The sequence below is a fragment of the Carnobacterium sp. CP1 genome (genome assembly GCF_001483965.1).
GTDB lineage: Bacteria > Bacillota > Bacilli > Lactobacillales > Carnobacteriaceae > Carnobacterium_A > Carnobacterium_A antarcticum.
On the sequence record NZ_CP010796.1, the window covers coordinates 1354492 to 1373503 of the forward strand.

The window sequence follows — 19012 nt, forward strand, 5'->3', positions numbered from 1 at the left end:
GTATCACCTTTTATTATTAATGTCTAGTCTTTTATAAAATAAAAACTTGCTTTACTTTGAATAAGCAAAAACCAGCCTTCAAGACTGGTTTTTGTTACGTATCCTGTTATGCATTAAAACCGTTTTGATCGGTCATTTCTTTAAACCAGCGACCACTCTTTTTAATTGTCCGTTTGCCTTCTTGCTCTAAATCAACTGCAATAAAACCATAGCGGTTTTTATAAGCATTTGTCCATGACCAGTTATCCATGCATGTCCACATATGGTACCCCTGGACATTGCTGCCTTCTTGGATAGCTTGATGAACATACGCCAAGTGGTCTTTCACAAATTCGATTCGGTAATCGTCTTCAATTGAACCATCCGCATTGATATAGTCTTCTTCACCCTCGACTCCCATACCGTTTTCAGAAATGAAACAACGAATGTTGCCATAATTCTCTCTCAAATTTGTTAAAATATCGTAAATACCTTTTTCGTAAATTTCCCATCCTCGATAAGGATTCATTTTACGGCCTGGCATAATATAGTTATCAAAGTAATCGTCCGGCATTGGCCCTTCAGCTAATTTAGTTGTCGTTTCTTTCGCTTTGATTCGACGTGGCTGATAATAGTTTACACCGAGTAAATCAACTGCATTTTCTTTAATGGTCTCTAAATCGCCAGTTTCAATTTCAGGTAAGTGATCGATGTCACGCAATAACTCGATTAAATCTTGAGGAAACTCGCCTTTGACTGAAGAATCTAAAAAAGAACGATTAAAAATAGCATCAGCAATAGCAGCTGCTTTAACATCTTCAGGATTATTTTCATCTCTTGGATAACTTGGTGTTAAATTCAAAATAATTCCAATTTCACCTGTTTGATTCATTTCGTGGTAAACTTTGATCGCTTTAGCGCTGGCTAGCACTTCATGGTATCCTACTTGAACAGCTTTTTTCATATCAACTACGTTTGGATAATGGAATTGATACAAATAACCGCCTTCTACTGGGACAACCGGTTCGTTATGTGTAAACCATTTTTTAACTCGGTCTCCAAATAATTCAAAACATGTTTTAGCAAAAACAACATAAGCTTCCACAGTCTCACGGTTTAACCAACCGCCTTTTTCTTGTAACGCCATTGGCATATCAAAATGATATAAGTTTATAAAGGGTTCAATGTCATTCGCAATCAATTCATCGATCACTGCATTGTAAAAGTCAACAGCCTTTTGATTAACTTCCCCAGCACCTTCTGGGAACAAACGGCTCCATTGAATAGAAGTCCGGAAACTATTGTGTCCGGTTTCCTTCATTAATTGAATATCTTCTTTGTATTTTTCATAAAAACGCGACGTTTTTTCTGGTCCTACTTGGTGAAAGAATTTAGTTGGTTCTTGTTCATACCAGTAATCCCAGATGTTTTGTCCTTTGCCATCGCCTTCATATACGCCTTCTGTTTGTGGTCCGCTGGCAGCAGAACCCCACCAAAAATTTTCAGGAAATTGATATTTCATATAAATGCACTCCTTTTCATTGCTCACTTTTAATTGTCTATACATTACAATAAAACAAGTATACATTTAAACGATAACGAATACAAGCCAGAGTTAACTCTTTTAAAATTTAATGTTTTCATGAAATTTTCATAAACCCATTTTTTTCATTGCTTTATTCCTCAAAAATAGCTATACTAAATTCAAGAAGAAATCGACAGGCTAGCCATATTCATACATAAGGGAGTAACAGGCAGCAGCAGCTGTGGCAACATCACCAACAAGTAGATTCGCAAAATTTACTGGTGTTGTCTTAAATTGTGAGACTTATGCACATTGTTTCTGTAAAGAGACAATTCTGCATAAGTCTCTTTTTTTATCGATTTTCTTAAAATTAATAAAAGGAGGTATTTCCGTACCGGTCTAGAAACACCATTTGTTGGAGTGCTTTCTTTAGAGAGGGTTTTACGACTTGTTTTCGCACTTTTAGGACAAACTAGCCATACCTAAGCAAGAGATTTTCGTAAAACCGTAACCGATATGCCAGTATCTAAATGTAGAGAATTTCTATTCGTATATAAAAACTATTAAGGGGTGTCTTATTTGGAATTTTACCAAAAAGAACAAGATGTATTGTTGTCAGAATTAAAAAGTACGCCAAACGGCTTACAAACGAGTGAAGTAAACGCACGTCTCGAAGAACATGGGCATAATGAATTAAAAACGAAAGCAAAAGATTCTGTCTTAAAGCTTTTCTTAGAAACGTTTAAAGATGCGATGGTCATCGTTCTATTGATCGTTGCAGTCGTTCAGATTTTAATGGGTTCTGTAGTAGAATCCTTCATTATTTTCGCTGTGTTGATGATCAATTCAGTGATCAGTGTTGTTCAAACAAAAAAAGCTGAAGGTTCATTAGATGCGCTTAAAAACATGTCTGCGCCGTTGGCCAAAGCCATCCGAAATGGCGAAAAAGTGACGATTCCTGCTAGAGAGTTGGTTCCTGGAGATATCGTGATCTTAGATGCAGGAGATTATGTTCCTGCTGATGGTCGTTTGCTTGAAGCCGGATCTTTGAAAATTGATGAAGGTATGCTAACCGGAGAGTCCGTTCCGGCAGATAAAGATACTGAGACCATTGCTGATACAGTCCCTGTCGGAGACCGTTCCAACATGGTTCACAGCGGTACTTTGGTCGTTTACGGACGCGGTCTTTTTGTTATCACCGGAACTGGTAATAACACCGAAATCGGTCAAGTCGCTAACTTGCTTGAAAATGCCATGACCAAACAAACGCCGCTGCAAAAGAAATTAGATCAATTCAGTAAACAATTGGGTATCGGCATTTTAATTTTATCTGTCGTTATTTTTGCCATTGAAGCTGCTCGTATTTATTTTGGCGGTTCATCGAATATCAGTGCGGATATGTTGAACGCCTTTATGTTTGCCGTTGCTGTTGCTGTTGCAGCTATACCGGAAGCTTTACAATCTATCGTAACGATCGTTCTTTCGATGGGAACCAATAAAATGGCCAAACGACATGCTATTATTCGTAAATTACCGGCTGTTGAAACATTAGGAGCAACTAGCGTTATTTGTACGGATAAAACAGGAACATTGACACAAAACAAAATGACGATCGTCGATTACTTCTTAGCAAACGGCAAATCAGGCAAATTTAATGACCATCCCGATACGTGGTCATTTGATGAAAAACGCTTGATGCAAATTGCTGTTTTAGCAAATGATTCCAATATCAATGAAGAAGGCCAAGAATTAGGCGATCCTACTGAAGTTGCTATGATCGCTTTCAGCAATAAAGTCAACAAACCTTATGGCGAACTGCGTACGAGTTACCCTCGTGAAGCAGAATTGCCTTTTGATTCCGACCGTAAATTAATGTCAACTGTCCATACCATTGATGGTGAACGATTGATGTTAACCAAAGGCGGCCCAGATGTTGTTTTTGCCCGCAGTACAAAAATATTGGTTGATGGCGAAGTCTTGCCATTAACGGAACAACGATTAAAAGAGTTGCAAGACCAAAACGAATCTTTCTCTGACCGTGCGCTACGTGTCTTAGCATTTGCTTATAAACCGATTGGAGCAAATCAAACAGTTAGTTTTGAAGACGAAAACGAGTTGATCCTAGCGGGTATTATGGCGATGATCGACCCTCCTCGTGAAGCTGTTTATGGCGCTGTTGAAGAAGCTAAAAAAGCTGGCATCAAAACGGTTATGATTACGGGTGACCACAAAACAACTGCACGTGCAATTGCCCGTGATATTGGAATTGCTGAAGAAGGCGATATCGCATTGACCGGACAAGAATTAGATGCATTAAGCGAAAAAGAATTGCATGCTAAATTAGAACAAATTTCAGTTTATGCTCGTGTTTCTCCAGAAAACAAAATTCGTATCGTACAAGCATGGCAAGATAAAGGCAAAGTTTCCGCTATGACCGGAGATGGTGTTAATGATGCTCCGGCTTTAAAACAAGCTGACATTGGAATTGCAATGGGAAGCGGAACAGACGTAGCTAAAGATGCTGCAGCAATGGTCTTGACCGATGATAATTTCGTTTCTATCATCAACGCTGTTGAAGTAGGCCGGAATGTCTATGACAATATCAAAAAAGCCATCGCTTATCTTTTTGCCGGCAACTTAGGAGCTATTATTGCTATTGTCGCCGCTTTAATTATGGATTGGGTTAACCCTTTCACTGCTTTACAACTGTTGTTCATTAACTTAGTTAACGATTCCGTTCCGGCAATTGCTTTAGGTATGGAAAAAGGCGAACCAAATGTCATGTCTCGTAAACCAAGAGACCCAAATGAAGGGATTTTTGCTGGTCAAACTTTAGTTTCTGTTCTTTATCGCGGAGCATTGATCGGTATAGCTGTTATTATCTCTCAATATATTGGACTGGGTTATTCAGATGAAATGAGTATCGCAATGGCCTTTACGACTTTAATTTTAGCTCGTACATTGCAAACTTTCCCTGCTCGTTCAAATTCACAAACCGCTATCGGAGCTGGCTTCTTCTCTAACGTGTACGTCTTATTAGCCGTTCTCTTCTGTTCTGCTTTATATGGATTAACCGTTCTTCCAGGTATCCGTGAATTCTTCTCAATTCCTGCCAACTTTGGCTGGACACAATGGGGAATTGCTGCTGGATTAGCTGCTGGAGCAGTAGTCTTAATGGAGATCACTAAGTTAGTGATCCGCAAAAAGGACTAATTAAAAAATAATGCTCAACACAAAAACCCGCTGCGACTATTTTTCGTCGTAGCGGGCTTTTTGTCGTTTTAATATTACTCCATCGCTCCCTGCATTTCCGCATTAACGGCTGTTTGACCCTCCATTTCAATGTTATAGGCTTTCGTATCTACTAATTTAAAGAAAGGGTAGTAGATAACGACACTGAGCAAAATTTGAATGACTTGATAAACCCCTCCGCGCCAACCACTCACTAGGAAACCAGCAATAACTGGAGGTGTTGTCCATGGTATATTGGCCCCATTCGTTAAAGGAACCAAACCTGTAGCCATAACAAAGTAAGTCAAAATAATCATCAACAGTGGCGTTATTAGAAAAGGAATCAGTATAATGGGATTTAAAACAATTGGCAATCCAAAAATAAGCGGTTCATTAATACCAAACATTGCGGGACCAAAAGCAAGTTTTCCTAACGTTTTAAATTGAGCTGAGCGTGCTGCAAATAAGCATAAAATAGCTAAACCGATCGTTCCTCCAGCTCCGCCGACTTTGACGAAATTTTGATAAAACTGATAGTTCACAATATGCGGCAATGCATCTCCGACTGCAAAAGCTGCAGCATTGTCAGCAGTCGATGACAACCAAATTGGAGTCATAACTGCTCCAACAATATTTGAACCATGAATTCCAAATGCCCACAATATAAGTTCGAAAAAAACAATTATCAATGTCGCTGGCAAAGAAGTTCCTAGGGCCGTTAAAGGCGTTTGCAAAAATTGAAAAATAAAAGCTTGTACTGTTTCATAAGAAGTAAAACTAAAACCAATCCGAATAAAGTTAAAAGCTAAAATAACAAATAATGCCGGAATCAAAGCTGTAAATGATTTTGAAACATTAGAAGGAACAGAATCGGGCATCTTGATAGTCCAGCCTTTTCCAACTACCCATCGTGAAATTTCAACGGCTACAATAGCCGTGATCATTCCAACAAATAGTCCACTTGCCCCTAAATTGCTAGTTGGAATGCCTGCAACGCCATCTGCTGTAGAAATCGTTGGAGTTAGAATTAAAAAACCGACAATTGAAATAACAATCGCTGATAAATCGTCTAATTTATAATAGTTAGCCAGTGATTTGGAAATACCTAAGATAACAAATAACGTCATAATATCCATCGTCATATCGTAAGGTACTGTGAAGTAGCTGCTCCAGTTTTCTCCAAGAATGGATGCCATAAATTCAGGATATCCATTAATCGGCAAGTTGCCGAAAAGTAAGAACATAGAACCTAAAATCAAAATAGGCATAGCTCCAAAGAAACCTGTTTTTATAGCTGATAAATAACGATTTGAATCTAATTTGTAAGCAATCGGTCCCATTTTTTCTTGAAGAACATCTAAAAATTTATCCATTATTAACACTCCTTAGTTCATTATTTTTCCCTCTCCATAAAACAGCGCTTACATTAAATAGTGTTAAATCAAGCTGAATTTTTCATCAGCTTAATTTAACAGAATCTCTATCCTTTAATTGCTTTTCATTAATTCATCCACATAGTTAACTGTTTCAGGTTGATTTTTTTCAATCTCTTTTATTTTTTCAGCAAACTGCGGCAAGTAATCTTTATGTGCATAAAGCATTTCATCCAATAACGTTTTAGCTATTGTTCCGCCTGGTACTAATGGATTGATCGTAAATGCTTGCAGTGCTGCACCATAATCCCCATCAATAGCTGCCCGAATCACCGTTTCTTCCATAGCTTTCATATTCTGGATGATGCCTCTAGCTGCAGGAGGAAACGCTCCCCAGTTATACGGTTCTACACCATGGGCTGTAACAGCACCTGAAACTTCTACAATACTGTCGTATGGCAAGTCCGTTATCGTTCCATTATTTTCAGTAGAAACAACCATATCTGTCCGTTTATCATTTTGAATAGAGGCAATGATCTCACAAGCTGCATCACTGTAGTGTGTTCCGCCGCGTTGCGATAACTCATCTGGTTTGTGATCTAGTTGCGGGTCTTTGTATAGTTCAAATAGACGTGCTTCTGTTTCTTTAACCACCTGAGCTCTGGTCTCGCCTTTTTCGAACTCTTCAATAGAATGATTTAACATTTCATCTTCAATATAATAATAGCGGTGGTAACCGCAAGGCAATAGTCCTAAGTCTTTGATTTGTTCATAATGGAAAGGAGCGTTATGAATGTTCTTCAAGTGGCTATCTTCTTCAGATTGATTAGGGCCGTAAATCAAATCAATCAGTTCTGCTGTTCTTTCTTTACCCGTTTTATCCCAAACTCGATGCCAATGGAAATGATTGATTCCGGCAAATTTAAAGAACAGCTCTTCTTCCGGTATGCCTAATTTTTCTGAAGCCGTTGAACAGTGTCCAATTGGAACATTGCATAGCCCAACTGTTTTTTTCCAACCGCCGTGCTTAATAGCCGCTTCTGTGACCATACCTGCTGGATTTGTAAAGTTGACCAACCAAGCGTCTGGACAAATTTCTTTCATATCCTTAATGATGTCTAAAATAACTGGAATCGTTCGGAACGCTTTAAACATTCCTCCTGCTCCATTTGTTTCTTGACCTAATACGCCATGCGATAATGGAATCCGTTCATCTTTCACACGTGCATCCAATAGACCTACTCGGAATTGTGTAGTGACAAAATCGGCTCCTTGTAAAGCGGCTTTACGGTCAAGTGTCAACTCCACTTTCCAATCAAGTCCCGCTGCTTTAACCATTCGTTTTGCCATTTCTCCCACGATTTCTAGTTTTTCTTTGCCTGCTTCAATATCGACCAAAACGATTTCTTTAATCGGCAATTGATCTTTCCGTTTGATATATCCCTCGATCAATTCCGGTGTATAACTGGAACCTCCACCAATTGTAACGATTTTCAATGCTTCTTTCGACATATGTAATTGTCCCCCTTCTTATAAAACGCTTTCTTTTCCTAAATTGACTATACTTTATGTAATGCATTACATGTCAAGCACTAATTTAAAAATAATTTTTCAGTACAAAAAAAGCACCTCTAAAAACAAACGGATGCCTGCCTTTAGGGGTCTATTGTATCAATTAAATTAGCTGTTGACTGATTGGTCACTAAATATGATTTTATTCTTTTTTCATAAGTGTTGCATAACTAAGCATTACCTTCTTTTAAAAACTGCTTTCTAAAAAATCATGGTGTTCTTACGGATCATACCACTGCCATTCATCGTTCATATGGCACTCAATCGGTTTTATCCGATTCGATCGGGCCTTTTCGGCCTCAGCCAAAAAGCACATCTGCTGCACTTGATTTGCATGCCATACCGATAAAAATTTCTCATCCTTACCGTCCTCAAAACGGGTTTGCGTACCTTATCCTCCATTCAAATTCACCCTTTTTTTAAAACATTAAAGTCAGTAAATTTGAGTATCGTTATCGCCAACTGTTATAATAATAAATCCAGAAAAACCATAAGGAACTGAATAACAGCTCATAACAATTGCTAAAAAAAGGCTAAAAACCTTTGTTAGCCGGTTCCCAGTCCTTTTTTATTGTATTCTCTCTTTCAAGTGTATTCTTTTTGAAAAAAACTCCGTTCCATTATTTTTTATGAAGCTCTTTTCCGTAAGATTCAGCAAGTTCAATCAGGACCTCGTTGAACTCTGTTTGGAAATACGTGGTGTTGCTGAGTTTCTTATTCACGATGAGGCTAATGTAAAACTGAGGTGCATTTTCAATTGGAATTCTGACTAGACGTGGACGGTCTTCTACTAAGATGTCGCTCATAAAAGCAAGCATGTGAGTGGAAGAAGCAATGGACAATGCCGTTTGGATTTCTTTGGTATAAAGAGTTTGCGGCTGTTCAATATGATTGTCTTTCATCCATTGTTTAAAAATACGCTGGTGGGTATAGCCTTGCGCTAACGAAATAAACAATTCGTCTTGAATTTCTGCTGCTGTGACGCTGTCTTTTTTGGCTAAAGGGTTGTCAGGAGATGCCCAAAGTGCCATTTCTTCTTTTTTTAAAGGGATCTGTAACAAGTTATCTTCGGCAAAAGTAAGACGATCGCTCCCAATAATGGCTAACGGAACTTGTCCTTTGCGCACCAAATCCAACATGACATCCGAGCTTTCTTCTTCAATAAGCTTCATAGAGGCAGAAAACTTCTTCAAATGCGGCATCAGCTGGGCCATGAAATGACCGCCAATGGTCGGCAAAAAACCAAAGTAAACGACTTGATTTTTTAAATCATGAATTTCTTCTTTAGCCTGTTCTACCGACTTTAAGATATGTGTAGAGTATTTAAGCAATATTTCTCCCGTTTCCGTTAAACGCAAGTTCTTGTGAATTCGTTTTCTATCAATCAAGACCGTATCCAGCTCTTTTTCCAAGCGTTTTAAAGTCATCGAAATAGAGGGTTGTGAGACATAAAAATGTTCAGCAGTTGCAGTAAAATTCAGTGTTTCAGCTAAACGGTTAAAATAAACTAAATCTTGCAGATTCATGGTGTTCTCCTTTCGAGGCTTGTGAAGCTCGTAACATAAATAAAATCTATAATAAATCCCTTTTCATAAATATAATTTATCATACCATAAAAAAACAATATTTTCTAAGTAAAACAAAACATGATATAGTATATGTACTGAAGCGCTTACAAATTATTAGTGGAAGGTGTGGCATTTTGAAATTGATCAAACAGCTTTTTTGGATTTTTTTATTCTCTTTTTTAGGGGAAGTTATTTCCGCTTTAATGGCTTCATTTATAGCCATTCCAGGGAGTGTCATCGGAATGATTTTACTGTTCTTCGCGTTGCATTTTAAATGGATCCGCATGGAGCAAGTAGATGAAGCCGGCACATGGCTGACAGATAACATGGGCATTTTCTTCGTCCCAGCAGGTGTAGGGTTGATATCAAACTTTGATGTTTTAGCCAACACGTGGTGGCAGCTGCTGATTATTATGGCAGTAACAACCGTGCTTATGATGGCATTTGTTGGGAAAGTGGTACAAGGCGTAAAACGCCGTGCAGAGAAAAACACTGTACCGGAGAAAGGAGAAAACTTGCATGTTTGATAAGATTTTAACCAGTCCATTTTTGTGGATCGTGGTTACAGTAGGTTTGTATTTGCTGGCTGGAAAATTAAAAGCCAAATGGCCGAATCCGCTGTTTACGCCTTTAGTATTTGCGATTGTTGTCATTATCATTCTGCTTCTAGTAACCGATATACCGCTGGAAACCTATAATACTGGCGGACAATTCTTTAGTTTGTTTGTTACTCCAGCTACTGTAGCTTTAGCCATTAAACTGGAAAAGAATTTTGTATATTTGAAAAAATACTATCCAGCAATCTTAACTGGAATCGTATCCGGAGTGGTTTTCCATACGGTAATGATTTTTGCTTTCGCATTGTTGTTCCAATTTGACCGGAATATGGTGGCAACGTTGATTCCGAAATCGATTACTACAGCGATTGCAGTTGGCGTTTCTGAATCCCTTGGCGGTATTGTTTCCTTAACCGTTGCGGTGGTTGTATTTACTGGAGTGATTGGTGCTGTCGTCGGACAAACAGTTTTCAAAATATTCAAAATTGATGATCCAGTAGCTCAGGGAGTTGCTCTTGGAAGTTCCTCTCACGCAATGGGAACCACCAAAGCGATTGAAATGGGTGACGTTCAAGGCGCGATGTCTGGGTTGTCAATCGTTGTGACGGGAATTGTCGTCGTTATCTTAGCACCATTAACGGTTCCGATTATCAATTTATTGTTTTAATTTAAAATGGGTTTAAAATTTAAAAAAATACACATAAAAGGATGGTTGAAAAACTATGGTAGATGAACAAATTATTAAATATGATGCACCAACAGTAGAACAAGAAATCGATGTTATCAGCACTTATCGACTTGAAGACCAAGCTCGCGAAGTAGTGCCTAAAGGCGGGTTTGATTATATCTCAGGTGCTTCTGGTGAAGAATACACATTAAAACAAAACAACGAAGCTTGGAAACGCAAAGGTATTTTGCCTCGTGTATTAGCGGATGTCGAAAATCCTGATACTTCAACTTCTATTTTAGGCCATGACATCAAAGTACCATTTATCATGGCCCCAATCGCAGCTCATGGGTTAGCTCATGCAACTAAAGAAGCCGGAACAGCTAAAGGAATCGCTGAATTTGGCGGAACGATCATGTCCATCAGTGCTTACTCAGGAGCTACATTTGAAGAAATCGAAAAAGGCTTAGACGGCAGCCCACGGTGGTTCCAAATCTACATGAGTAAAGATGACGAAATGAATAAAAACATTTTAGACGAAGCAAAAGCTGATGGCGCTACAGCAATCATCTTAACAGCTGATGCAACATTAAGCGGCAACCGTGAAAAAGACATGCTGAATAAATTCGTTTACCCATTTGGTATGCCGATCGTATCGCGTTACTTGACTGGATCAGGTAAAAATATGTCTCTGAACAATATTTATGCTCAATCAAAACAAAAAATCTGTCCAGCAGATGTTAAATTCATTTCTGATTATTCAGGATTGCCTGTCTTTGTTAAAGGGATCCAAACTCCTGAAGATGCTGTCTTAGCTATTGGTGCTGGAGCAGCAGGTGTCTGGGTTTCTAACCACGGAGGCCGTCAATTAGACGAAGCACCGGGTTCATTTGATACATTAGCTGAAATTTCTAAAGCAGTCGCTGGTCGTGTTCCAATCGTATTCGACAGTGGCATTCGTCGTGGAGAACACATCTTCAAAGCGCTAGCAAGCGGTGCTGACATCGTTGCTGTAGGTCGTCCAGTATTATATGGATTAGCTTTAGGCGGATGGAAAGGCGTTAAATCTGTTTTAGATTACTTCGAAACAGATTTAAGACGAGTTATGCAGCTAGCTGGAACACAAACAATTGAAGACGTGAAAAACGCTCGTTTGTTTGATATGAAAAAATAAGTTTTTGAGTAAGTGAAGCAGCACTGGCGCCCGTAATGGACGTCGGCGCTGCTTTTTTATTGGAGGCTTTTTTCCGAGGTGAAAAGCGGGTTGACTAGATGTTCTCTTCGATTTCACATTCTTCTTTTTTTGTTTATATAATGAGTAAATAATACTCTAATGCTCACAGCTACAATCAATATAGGTATAATCCAAACCAGACTGTAAAAAAATTCCCGAGTGAATTTATCTTTGATTGTCGTATCCTCTCTTAACGTAAGAATAAGATTAGTAATGGTAAGTAGCAGTACTAATGACAAATAGGAATCAGCAGATGATTTCAATATTTTTTTTATTACAGCAGACAATTTTCACCCTTCTTTCTATTAAATCACTCTATAAATTCGACGGTATTGCCTAAACTAGGCTAGCTATTTCCATTCTTCCACTTAGAGATGGATCGCCTCGAGATTTGTAATCGATTTGCCACGTCTCCTTGCAGCTTTCTTTCTATATCATCATACCGAAAGCACTGACCATGGACTATCAACCATTGGTTACCTTTTAGCAACCAAATGGTTTACATGAGACTGATAGTATGAAAAAAGCACCTTATCAACCATTAGGTGCTCAGATGTAAACCATTGCGTTCTTTTAGTGTCTCAACGTTTCCTAGACAATAGAGCTAGAAGTAAGATAAGAACTATCTACGGAGGTTGTCCAATGAATAAATGTCTTCTCTTTAAATTTCTTTCAGCAGTTGTCTTTAATTCAGCTATTTTTGCATTAATAACTCAAAACATCTTCGTGGGGTATAGTTTGTTAATCTTAGGGTATTGCCTCCTTAGAAAATCAGATAGGACTGAATAACGTTTGAAAGCCACCCCACCGATACATAAAATAGGCATGTTTTTTCAATTGCCGCAATTCTAAAAAAACGTAAAATCATCGTTTTTTAGTTCCTTTTTCTGTATAATAAAAAAAGAAAAAAGGAGGAACTATAATATGATCGTTTGGAAAGTTTGGGTTTTATTATAATCCCTATTGTTATGGCAAGTATTGCACTGGTTTATTTTCCTGCTCTATTTATAACCGGAAATAATGATGTGATGAATCAATTCCCGTATTTATTTGGTCTAGTCTTTTTTATCGCAGGGACATTGTCTTGGTTTATTGGAAATAAATTGCCTAAAAAGGAACAGCATTTATTTGATGAAAATGGAAATAAAGTCATTATTAAAAATACGCATTCATTCTTCTTCATTGAAGTAAAATACTTCATTATAGTATTCTATCTTATTGGACTGTATCAGTTACTGAAAGGATTATTTTAAAAATCCACAGGAAAATCACTTTAAGGGATGAGACAAAAGTCTCATCTCTTTTTATATATCCATCTCTTTCTTTTAGAACATGCTCCAAAAGAAAAGCCACTGAAATTCTTAAACTTTTCTTATAATCAAACCGGAAATTAGCCTTTTAAGATAAAAGCGACTATACTATTAACAGAATGTCTGTTCGAGGAGGAAAAAAATGAATTTTATTGCACTGGATTTTGAAACAGCCAATCACCAACGGCACAGTGCTTGTTCTGTAGCATTAACCATTGTACGAAACAGCCAAATTGTCGACCACTATTATTCTTTGATCAAACCAGAAACCGAGTTTTTTTGGCGCAATATTCAAATTCACGGGATTCATGAAAGCGACGTGGCAGATGCACCGAACTTTGCCCGTGTCTGGGAAGACATCAAGCCCTGTTTTAAAGAAAACAAATTGATCGTCGCTCACAATCTGCCTTTTGATCGCGGCGTTTTGCACGGTTGTTTAGATTATTATGAAATTGAGCGACCGCATTTCCAAACACTGTGCACCGTTCAATCGAGCCGCAAACTCATTACTGAACTTCCTAATCATAAATTGAATACCGTTTGTGATCATCTAGGTATCGAATTAAAGAATCATCACCACGCTTTGGATGACAGCAATGCGAGTGCGAATATCTTGCTTTATTTAGAAGATCGCTTTGGAACGGATCCATTAAAAAAAATGGTCAAACATATTTGACTTGGCAGTACCATTAACAAAAAAGAGGACAAAGAAATATTTCTTTGTCCTCTTTTTTGTTTACTCTGTTTCACCAATCAACAGACTCATCAAGCAGACATCCAAATAACTGCCGTCGTCGTCTTTTACGCCGCGTTGCATGACTGCTTCTTGCAAGAAACCCAATTTTTCGTATACATGGATCGCTCGTTTATTACGTGCTTGAACCGTCAGTTCCAACCGTTTGATAACGCCGGATGCTGCTGCCCATTCAATGATGTCTTCTAACAGTAAGGTTCCTAATCCCATACCCCAATAGTCTTTTACAATGGAAACACCCAGCTCTCCAATATGTTTCACTTTGGGGCTGGAACCTCCGTTGATAGATGCCATTCCAACGATATTCTCTCCGTCCAAAGCCAGTAACAAAAAGTTGTTATCTGATTCATCAATTTTTTTAAGATGGTGTTTTTCTTCTTCGACCGTTATCTTCGGTCCTTCACTTCCCATGGTCAAAAAGCTTGTTTCTTTTGACGTTTGGCTAACGTGTGCCAAAACGCCAGCAGCATCATTAGGCGATGCTGGACGAATTGAAATAGCTACTGATTGTTTTTCTGACATTTCCTAAACTCCTTTTTCCTTTTCACTTTCATCCAAACGGCTCAACAATGCTTCGTAATGTTGGCCTACTGCTTTGAAAGTGATGGTGCGCTCTGTTAAATCTTCTCCAGAGGGCTGTAATTTGATTTGCAAGTATTCACTAGGGATATCCTCTGGAATGAATGTAGCCCACTCTACGATAGAGACTCCATCGCCTTCAAAATATTCTTCCAACCCTAGGTCTGTTCCGCCGGTTTCTTCTAACCGGTAAACGTCCATGTGATACAGAGGCAACCGGCCATCTAAATATTCACGGATAATGGTATAAGTCGGACTTTTAATGACTCTTTTGATTCCTAGTCCTGTTGCTAACCCCTTAGTAAAAGTTGTTTTCCCAGCTCCCAGATCGCCTTCTAATAAGATAATATCGCCTGGAACAAGGAAGGCTGCCAGGGCAGCAGCAATTGCTTTTGTTTCATCTTCATTGTGCGCTTGAATTGGTTTCATCTCTTTCCCTCTTATCTATATAAAATCCTGTTTTCCTGATAGAACTTCTTTTAACTTAATTGTAAAGCACTAGGCAGAAAAATGCGAAACAAAAATTCCACCAAAAGCCGCTAAAAAGCTTATGATGGAAAAATAACGAAACAATTTTTTTATTTGCTGCAAACCGTAAAACGCTTGCCGACAAAAGCTCGATTTTCGATTTCATCTATTAAAGCAATGGCATAATCAGCGTAACTGATTTCACTTTGACCCAAGTGATTGGTTAATAGATAATCTGTGCCAACTTGGTAGCCTCCAGTCCGTTCTCCTTTTGGATTAAAAAATTGAGAAGGGCTTAAATAGGTCCAATTTACCTCAGTCGTTTTTTCTAATGTCTCTAAAGCTTTGCTCATATGAAAAGCAGTTGGTTTGGCAACATCTGGAAAGTCTGTTGTATCCATTAACCGGGTACCGTTTTCTCTATCGACTATTAAGCTGCCTGCTCCTCCAACAACGATTAAACGAGGTTTGGAGTGTCCTTTCAGAATGGCTATTAAGTGTTCCAGACTAGTCTGGTGAAGTTCTTCGCGTCCTTGAGGAGGCTTGAAAGCATCGACTACCACGTCTAACCCCTTAACGTCTTCATAATTCAAATCGTATAGATCTTTTTCGACGATCGTCCAGTCTTGGTCTTCCAATTTATTCGCATTTCGAACAAGCGGCACCACTAAATATCCTCTATCCAATGCTTCTGCTGTAATACGCGAACCGGATTTTCCTGTAGCGCCAATAATTCCTATCTTCATCATGAATCCCTCCTTACTTTCTATTGCTCTCATTCATTATAATAAGAAGCAGCGAGCAAGCGCAAACATTCTCACTTATATAGAAAAAAAGTGATGCTTCTTTTAAAGAAAGCATCACTTTTTTTTAGTTCATTAAGCTTTGAGTAGCTGTAATGATCGCTAGTTTATAAACATCTTCTTCGTTACAACCACGTGAAAGGTCAGAAATTGGTTTATTCAATCCTTGCAAGATAGGTCCAATAGCTTCAAAGTTACCAAAACGTTGGGCAATTTTGTAGCCGATATTCCCAGACTGTAATTCAGGGAATACAAAGACTGTTGCTTGACCTGCAACTTTTGAATCAGGTGCTTTTTGTTGTCCAACAGACGCTACGTAAGCAGCATCAAATTGTAATTCACCGTCGATTTCATATTGTGGAGCTAATTCTTGAGCAATTTTAGTTGCTTCAGCGACTTTGGTTGCTTCTTCAGCTTTTGCTGATCCCATAGTTGAAAAGCTTAACATTGCCACTTTAGGGTCAATGCCAAATAATTCAGCCGTTTTAGCACTTTCAACAGCAATTTCAGCTAATTCTTGAGCATTTGGATTTACGTTGATAGCACAATCTGAGAACAAGTATTTTTCATTATCGCGTCCACGCAACATAATGAATGCGCCACTTGTCCGGCTCACACCTGGTTTTGTTTTAATGATTTGCAAAGCAGGACGAACAGTATCACCTGTAGAATGAACCGCTCCACTGACTAATCCTTCAACTTTGCCCATATAGGTCAACATCGTTCCGAAATAGTTTTCATCTTTCAGCAACTCTCTTGCTTGTTCTTCTGAAACTTTTCCTTTACGACGTTCAACGAATGCAGCGACCAATTCATCCAGGCCTTCATAATTGTTTTGATCAATGATTTCGATGTTATCGACATTAAAACCGCGTTTTTTAGCAATGTCTTTAATTTCTGCCGGGTTACCAAGCAATACTGGGTGAATCAATTCTTCTGATTGTAAACGAACAACTGCTCCAATAATACGAGGCTCTGTTCCTTCTGGAAAAACAATTCGGATATTTTTTCTAACAATGTTAAATTTTAAACTATCAAATAATTCCACGCTAATTCCCTCCACGTTTTGTGTTTTTTACTTCTCTTCTATCATACTATCTTATGTCAGAAAATAACAGTTTTTTGAGCCTGTTTTCTAAATAAACTCTATATTCCATCGCTTTTCTCATTTGTTATCCATTTTGCGTTAGTACAGTTTGAAAATATCCCTCATATAACCGCTTGGAAAATTTTAGACTTCCTCCGGCAGCTGCCAGTTAATCGGTTCTTGCCCCATTTGAATCAATGCAGCATTGGCTTTCGAAAATGGTTTTGATCCAAAAAATCCTCGGTAAGCAGATAACGGGCTAGGATGCGGTGAAGTAATGACTGTATGTTTTTGTTCATCAATCAAGGCTCTTTTTTTTATCGATGGACTTCCCCATAAAATAAATACCATAGGGGTTTCTCGTTCGCTCAACTTTTGTATCACCATATCTGTTACTTGTTCCCACCCTTTATTCCGGTGTGAATGAGCTTCTCCTTTGCGTACGGTCAACACTGTATTCAACAATAACACGCCTTGATCCGCCCAAGATTTTAAATAACCGTGTTTTACTGGAGGATAGCCTAAATCATTTTCTAGTTCTTTATAAATATTTAAAAGCGATGGTGGAACTTTCACTGTAGGTTGTACAGAAAAACTCAAGCCATGAGCTTGATGCGGACCATGGTAAGGGTCTTGTCCCAAGATCACTACTTTGACTTCATGATACGGCGTCCACTCAAAAGCCTCCCAGATTTGATCCATTGCTGGATAAACTGTTTCTTCTTGGTATTCTTTTGCCAAAAACTGTCTCAGTTTTTGATAAGTAGGAGTCAAACTCGCTTGGTTTAAAATCGGCGCCCAGTCATTTTTAATCGGTATAGTCAAAATATAGCCTCCATTCTTTATCTTTTCTTGTTCATCGTACTAAAGTTCTTAATCTCGTACAAGTATTTCGACTACTTTACCTAAGCAGCAGTTTAAGTACGGTAAAAACTTTATTCATACTTTTTTTGATTGAATAATGGTAAACTAAAAAGGACAAATGAATTTTAGGAGGAAAAATAATCATGATTAAACTTATTGCATCGGATATGGATGGAACATTACTTAACGGACGTATGGTTATTTCAAAAACGAATGCTAAAGCTATCTTGGAAGCACAAAAACAAGGCATTCGTTTTATGGTCGCCACTGGCCGTGGATACACAGAAGCTAAACCATTATTAGAAGAAGTCGGCATTTCTTGTCCGCTCATCACTTTAAATGGAGCACAAGTCTATGACGAAAAAGGCGAAGTCATCGAAAATATCGGCATCGAGAAAGACACTGTTCGCACGATTTTGAAGAAAACAAGAGACTTAAATCTTTACTGTGAAATGACTACCTCACATGGTATTTATTCAGATAATAAAGCCAAACGGATCGAATCAGTTGCTTCTTTGCTTTACAAAACCAATCCAGATACTTCTTTCAAAATGGCTGTTGTTTTGGCAGCTGCCCGTTTAGAAATTATGAATATCAATTATGTTGCTGAATACGAAGAACTATTAGAAAATGATTCTATTGAAATCTTAAAAATGATTACTTTTAGTGAAGATGGGCCAGAAGTATTAAGTCCTCTAGCAGATGATTTAGCTACTACCGGTGATTTAGCCATTACTGCTTCATTTATTAACAACATTGAAATCAACCACATCAAAGCTCAAAAAGGCCTTGCTTTAGCCCGTGCAGCAGAAAAATGGAACATCCCAATGGAAAACGTAATGGCTCTGGGAGATAACTTTAATGATGTCTCAATGTTAAAAGTAGCTGGTTACAGTGTGGCTGTTGAAAATGCTGAAGACGGCGTCAAAGCGCAAGCTAAATACCTTACAGCTACTAACAATGATGACGGTGTTGCTCAATCAGTCTTATTGGCACTCAGCAATGACATGGATCAGCAATTGGTTTCAGTACCATTAAAAGATTAACGCACGTTCCATAGCAATCGTTTAATAAAACAATGATTTGCTTCGTTGAATTTCATGTAAAACAGCTCTTGCCGCTTTATCGGTAAGAGCTGTTTTTGTATCTCTATAGGTGACACTGCTGGTTTTCATTTCGTTATCTTTAATGAGATGGCACTCTTCTCAAGAAAGGAGCGGTCCTAATGGAAGCGAACACGGAATGGTTATCTGTTATTGCTGAGATTATCGGCAGTCTTGGTTTCCCCATTTTTGTTGCCTGGTTTTTACTCCAACGAATGGAAACAAAACTCGACGAATTAGTCAAAGCTATTCAAGACCTGAACCATGTCTTTAAAAGTACTCCATAAAAAAAAGCGTTTGAGACAAAGGTTCTCATTGTCTCAAATGCTTTTTTTGTT

Annotated in this window: 17 protein-coding genes; 8 read left to right on the forward strand and 9 right to left on the reverse strand. The window is 38.3% G+C overall.

Going from position 1 to position 19012, the window contains the following annotated elements; genetic code table 11:
• Positions 1-106: 106 nt before the first annotated feature.
• Positions 107-1501, reverse strand: a complete 1395-nt coding sequence (gene gmuD / locus NY10_RS06355; protein WP_058919177.1) for a 6-phospho-beta-glucosidase GmuD — start codon at positions 1499-1501, stop codon at positions 107-109.
• Between the two features lie 582 nt (positions 1502-2083).
• Here gmuD and NY10_RS06360 point away from each other — a divergent pair.
• The gene (locus NY10_RS06360) at positions 2084-4717 is read left to right on the forward strand and encodes a cation-translocating P-type ATPase (RefSeq protein ID WP_058919178.1); all 2634 of its coding nucleotides are present in this window, start codon (positions 2084-2086) and stop codon (positions 4715-4717) included.
• A gap of 74 nt (positions 4718-4791) precedes the next feature.
• Here NY10_RS06360 and NY10_RS06365 read toward each other — a convergent pair whose 3' ends face one another.
• The 3 genes from NY10_RS06365 to NY10_RS06375 form a co-directional block, all read right to left on the reverse strand.
• Entirely contained in the window at positions 4792-6108 is a 1317-nt protein-coding gene (locus NY10_RS06365; protein ID WP_058919179.1) for a PTS sugar transporter subunit IIC, read from the reverse strand.
• 114 nt (positions 6109-6222) lie between these two features.
• A complete protein-coding gene (locus NY10_RS06370; protein WP_058919180.1) occupies positions 6223-7620 on the reverse strand; it encodes a 6-phospho-beta-glucosidase in 1398 nt (465 codons plus the stop codon).
• Positions 7621-8300: 680 nt separating this feature from the next.
• Positions 8301-9206, reverse strand: a complete 906-nt coding sequence (locus NY10_RS06375) for a LysR family transcriptional regulator (RefSeq protein WP_058919181.1) — start codon at positions 9204-9206, stop codon at positions 8301-8303.
• 176 nt (positions 9207-9382) lie between these two features.
• Here NY10_RS06375 and NY10_RS06380 point away from each other — a divergent pair, with 176 nt between their 5' ends.
• The 5 genes from NY10_RS06380 (at position 9383) to NY10_RS06405 (ending at position 13692) form a co-directional block, all read left to right on the forward strand.
• The gene (locus NY10_RS06380; RefSeq protein WP_058919182.1) at positions 9383-9775 is read left to right on the forward strand and encodes a CidA/LrgA family protein; all 393 of its coding nucleotides are present in this window, start codon (positions 9383-9385) and stop codon (positions 9773-9775) included.
• Entirely contained in the window at positions 9768-10472 is a 705-nt protein-coding gene (locus NY10_RS06385) for an LrgB family protein (RefSeq protein ID WP_058919183.1), read from the forward strand. The genes NY10_RS06380 and NY10_RS06385 overlap by 8 nt, the downstream gene beginning before the upstream one ends.
• Before the next feature lie 55 nt (positions 10473-10527).
• Positions 10528-11646: a lactate oxidase gene (locus tag NY10_RS06390; protein WP_058919184.1), complete on the forward strand. Its 1119-nt coding sequence runs from the start codon at positions 10528-10530 to the stop codon at positions 11644-11646.
• Positions 11647-12647: 1001 nt separating this feature from the next.
• Positions 12648-12959 carry a hypothetical protein gene (locus NY10_RS06400; protein ID WP_058919186.1) on the forward strand — a complete coding sequence of 104 codons (312 nt, stop codon included), beginning with the start codon at positions 12648-12650 and terminating at the stop codon, positions 12957-12959.
• A 199-nt stretch (positions 12960-13158) separates the two neighbouring features.
• Positions 13159-13692: a 3'-5' exonuclease gene (locus tag NY10_RS06405; RefSeq protein WP_058919187.1), complete on the forward strand. Its 534-nt coding sequence runs from the start codon at positions 13159-13161 to the stop codon at positions 13690-13692.
• Positions 13693-13752: 60 nt separating this feature from the next.
• Here the strand turns inward: NY10_RS06405 and NY10_RS06410 are convergent, their stop codons facing one another.
• From NY10_RS06410 to NY10_RS06430, 5 genes are all read right to left on the reverse strand, one after another.
• The gene (locus tag NY10_RS06410) at positions 13753-14292 is read right to left on the reverse strand and encodes a GNAT family N-acetyltransferase (RefSeq protein ID WP_058919188.1); all 540 of its coding nucleotides are present in this window, start codon (positions 14290-14292) and stop codon (positions 13753-13755) included.
• 3 nt (positions 14293-14295) lie between these two features.
• Positions 14296-14778 (reverse strand): tRNA (adenosine(37)-N6)-threonylcarbamoyltransferase complex ATPase subunit type 1 TsaE, encoded by a 483-nt coding sequence (gene tsaE / locus NY10_RS06415; RefSeq protein ID WP_058919189.1) that lies wholly within the window; start codon positions 14776-14778, stop codon positions 14296-14298.
• Positions 14779-14927: 149 nt separating this feature from the next.
• Positions 14928-15566 carry an NAD(P)-dependent oxidoreductase gene (locus tag NY10_RS06420; RefSeq protein WP_442857102.1) on the reverse strand — a complete coding sequence of 213 codons (639 nt, stop codon included), beginning with the start codon at positions 15564-15566 and terminating at the stop codon, positions 14928-14930.
• A gap of 121 nt (positions 15567-15687) precedes the next feature.
• Positions 15688-16668 carry a phosphate acetyltransferase gene (gene pta / locus NY10_RS06425; protein ID WP_058919191.1) on the reverse strand — a complete coding sequence of 327 codons (981 nt, stop codon included), beginning with the start codon at positions 16666-16668 and terminating at the stop codon, positions 15688-15690.
• Positions 16669-16851: 183 nt separating this feature from the next.
• The gene (locus NY10_RS06430; RefSeq protein WP_058919192.1) at positions 16852-17532 is read right to left on the reverse strand and encodes a uracil-DNA glycosylase; all 681 of its coding nucleotides are present in this window, start codon (positions 17530-17532) and stop codon (positions 16852-16854) included.
• A gap of 182 nt (positions 17533-17714) precedes the next feature.
• On the opposite strand from NY10_RS06430, the gene NY10_RS06435 reads away from it, so the two are divergent.
• Both NY10_RS06435 and NY10_RS12425 read left to right on the forward strand, forming a co-directional pair.
• Positions 17715-18617 (forward strand): Cof-type HAD-IIB family hydrolase, encoded by a 903-nt coding sequence (locus tag NY10_RS06435; RefSeq protein ID WP_058919193.1) that lies wholly within the window; start codon positions 17715-17717, stop codon positions 18615-18617.
• A gap of 179 nt (positions 18618-18796) precedes the next feature.
• The gene (locus tag NY10_RS12425; protein WP_082664202.1) at positions 18797-18961 is read left to right on the forward strand and encodes a YvrJ family protein; all 165 of its coding nucleotides are present in this window, start codon (positions 18797-18799) and stop codon (positions 18959-18961) included.
• The last annotated feature ends 51 nt before the right edge of the window (positions 18962-19012 follow it).

What these genes read in the sequence shown, in the direction of transcription:
- NY10_RS12425 (WP_082664202.1), top strand. Translation starts at nt 18,797, where the DNA reads ATGGAAGCGAACACGGAATGGTTATCTGTTATTGCTGAGATTATCGGC.
- NY10_RS06385 (WP_058919183.1), top strand. Translation starts at nt 9,768, where the DNA reads ATGTTTGATAAGATTTTAACCAGTCCATTTTTGTGGATCGTGGTTACA.
- NY10_RS06375 (WP_058919181.1), bottom strand. Translation starts at nt 9,206, where the DNA reads ATGAATCTGCAAGATTTAGTTTATTTTAACCGTTTAGCTGAAACACTG.
- NY10_RS06410 (WP_058919188.1), bottom strand. Translation starts at nt 14,292, where the DNA reads ATGTCAGAAAAACAATCAGTAGCTATTTCAATTCGTCCAGCATCGCCT.
- NY10_RS06435 (WP_058919193.1), top strand. Translation starts at nt 17,715, where the DNA reads ATGATTAAACTTATTGCATCGGATATGGATGGAACATTACTTAACGGA.
- gmuD (WP_058919177.1), bottom strand. Translation starts at nt 1,501, where the DNA reads ATGAAATATCAATTTCCTGAAAATTTTTGGTGGGGTTCTGCTGCCAGC.
- NY10_RS06365 (WP_058919179.1), bottom strand. Translation starts at nt 6,108, where the DNA reads ATGGATAAATTTTTAGATGTTCTTCAAGAAAAAATGGGACCGATTGCT.
- tsaE (WP_058919189.1), bottom strand. Translation starts at nt 14,778, where the DNA reads ATGAAACCAATTCAAGCGCACAATGAAGATGAAACAAAAGCAATTGCT.
- NY10_RS06390 (WP_058919184.1), top strand. Translation starts at nt 10,528, where the DNA reads ATGGTAGATGAACAAATTATTAAATATGATGCACCAACAGTAGAACAA.
- NY10_RS06405 (WP_058919187.1), top strand. Translation starts at nt 13,159, where the DNA reads ATGAATTTTATTGCACTGGATTTTGAAACAGCCAATCACCAACGGCAC.
- NY10_RS06370 (WP_058919180.1), bottom strand. Translation starts at nt 7,620, where the DNA reads ATGTCGAAAGAAGCATTGAAAATCGTTACAATTGGTGGAGGTTCCAGT.
- NY10_RS06420 (WP_442857102.1), bottom strand. Translation starts at nt 15,566, where the DNA reads ATGATGAAGATAGGAATTATTGGCGCTACAGGAAAATCCGGTTCGCGT.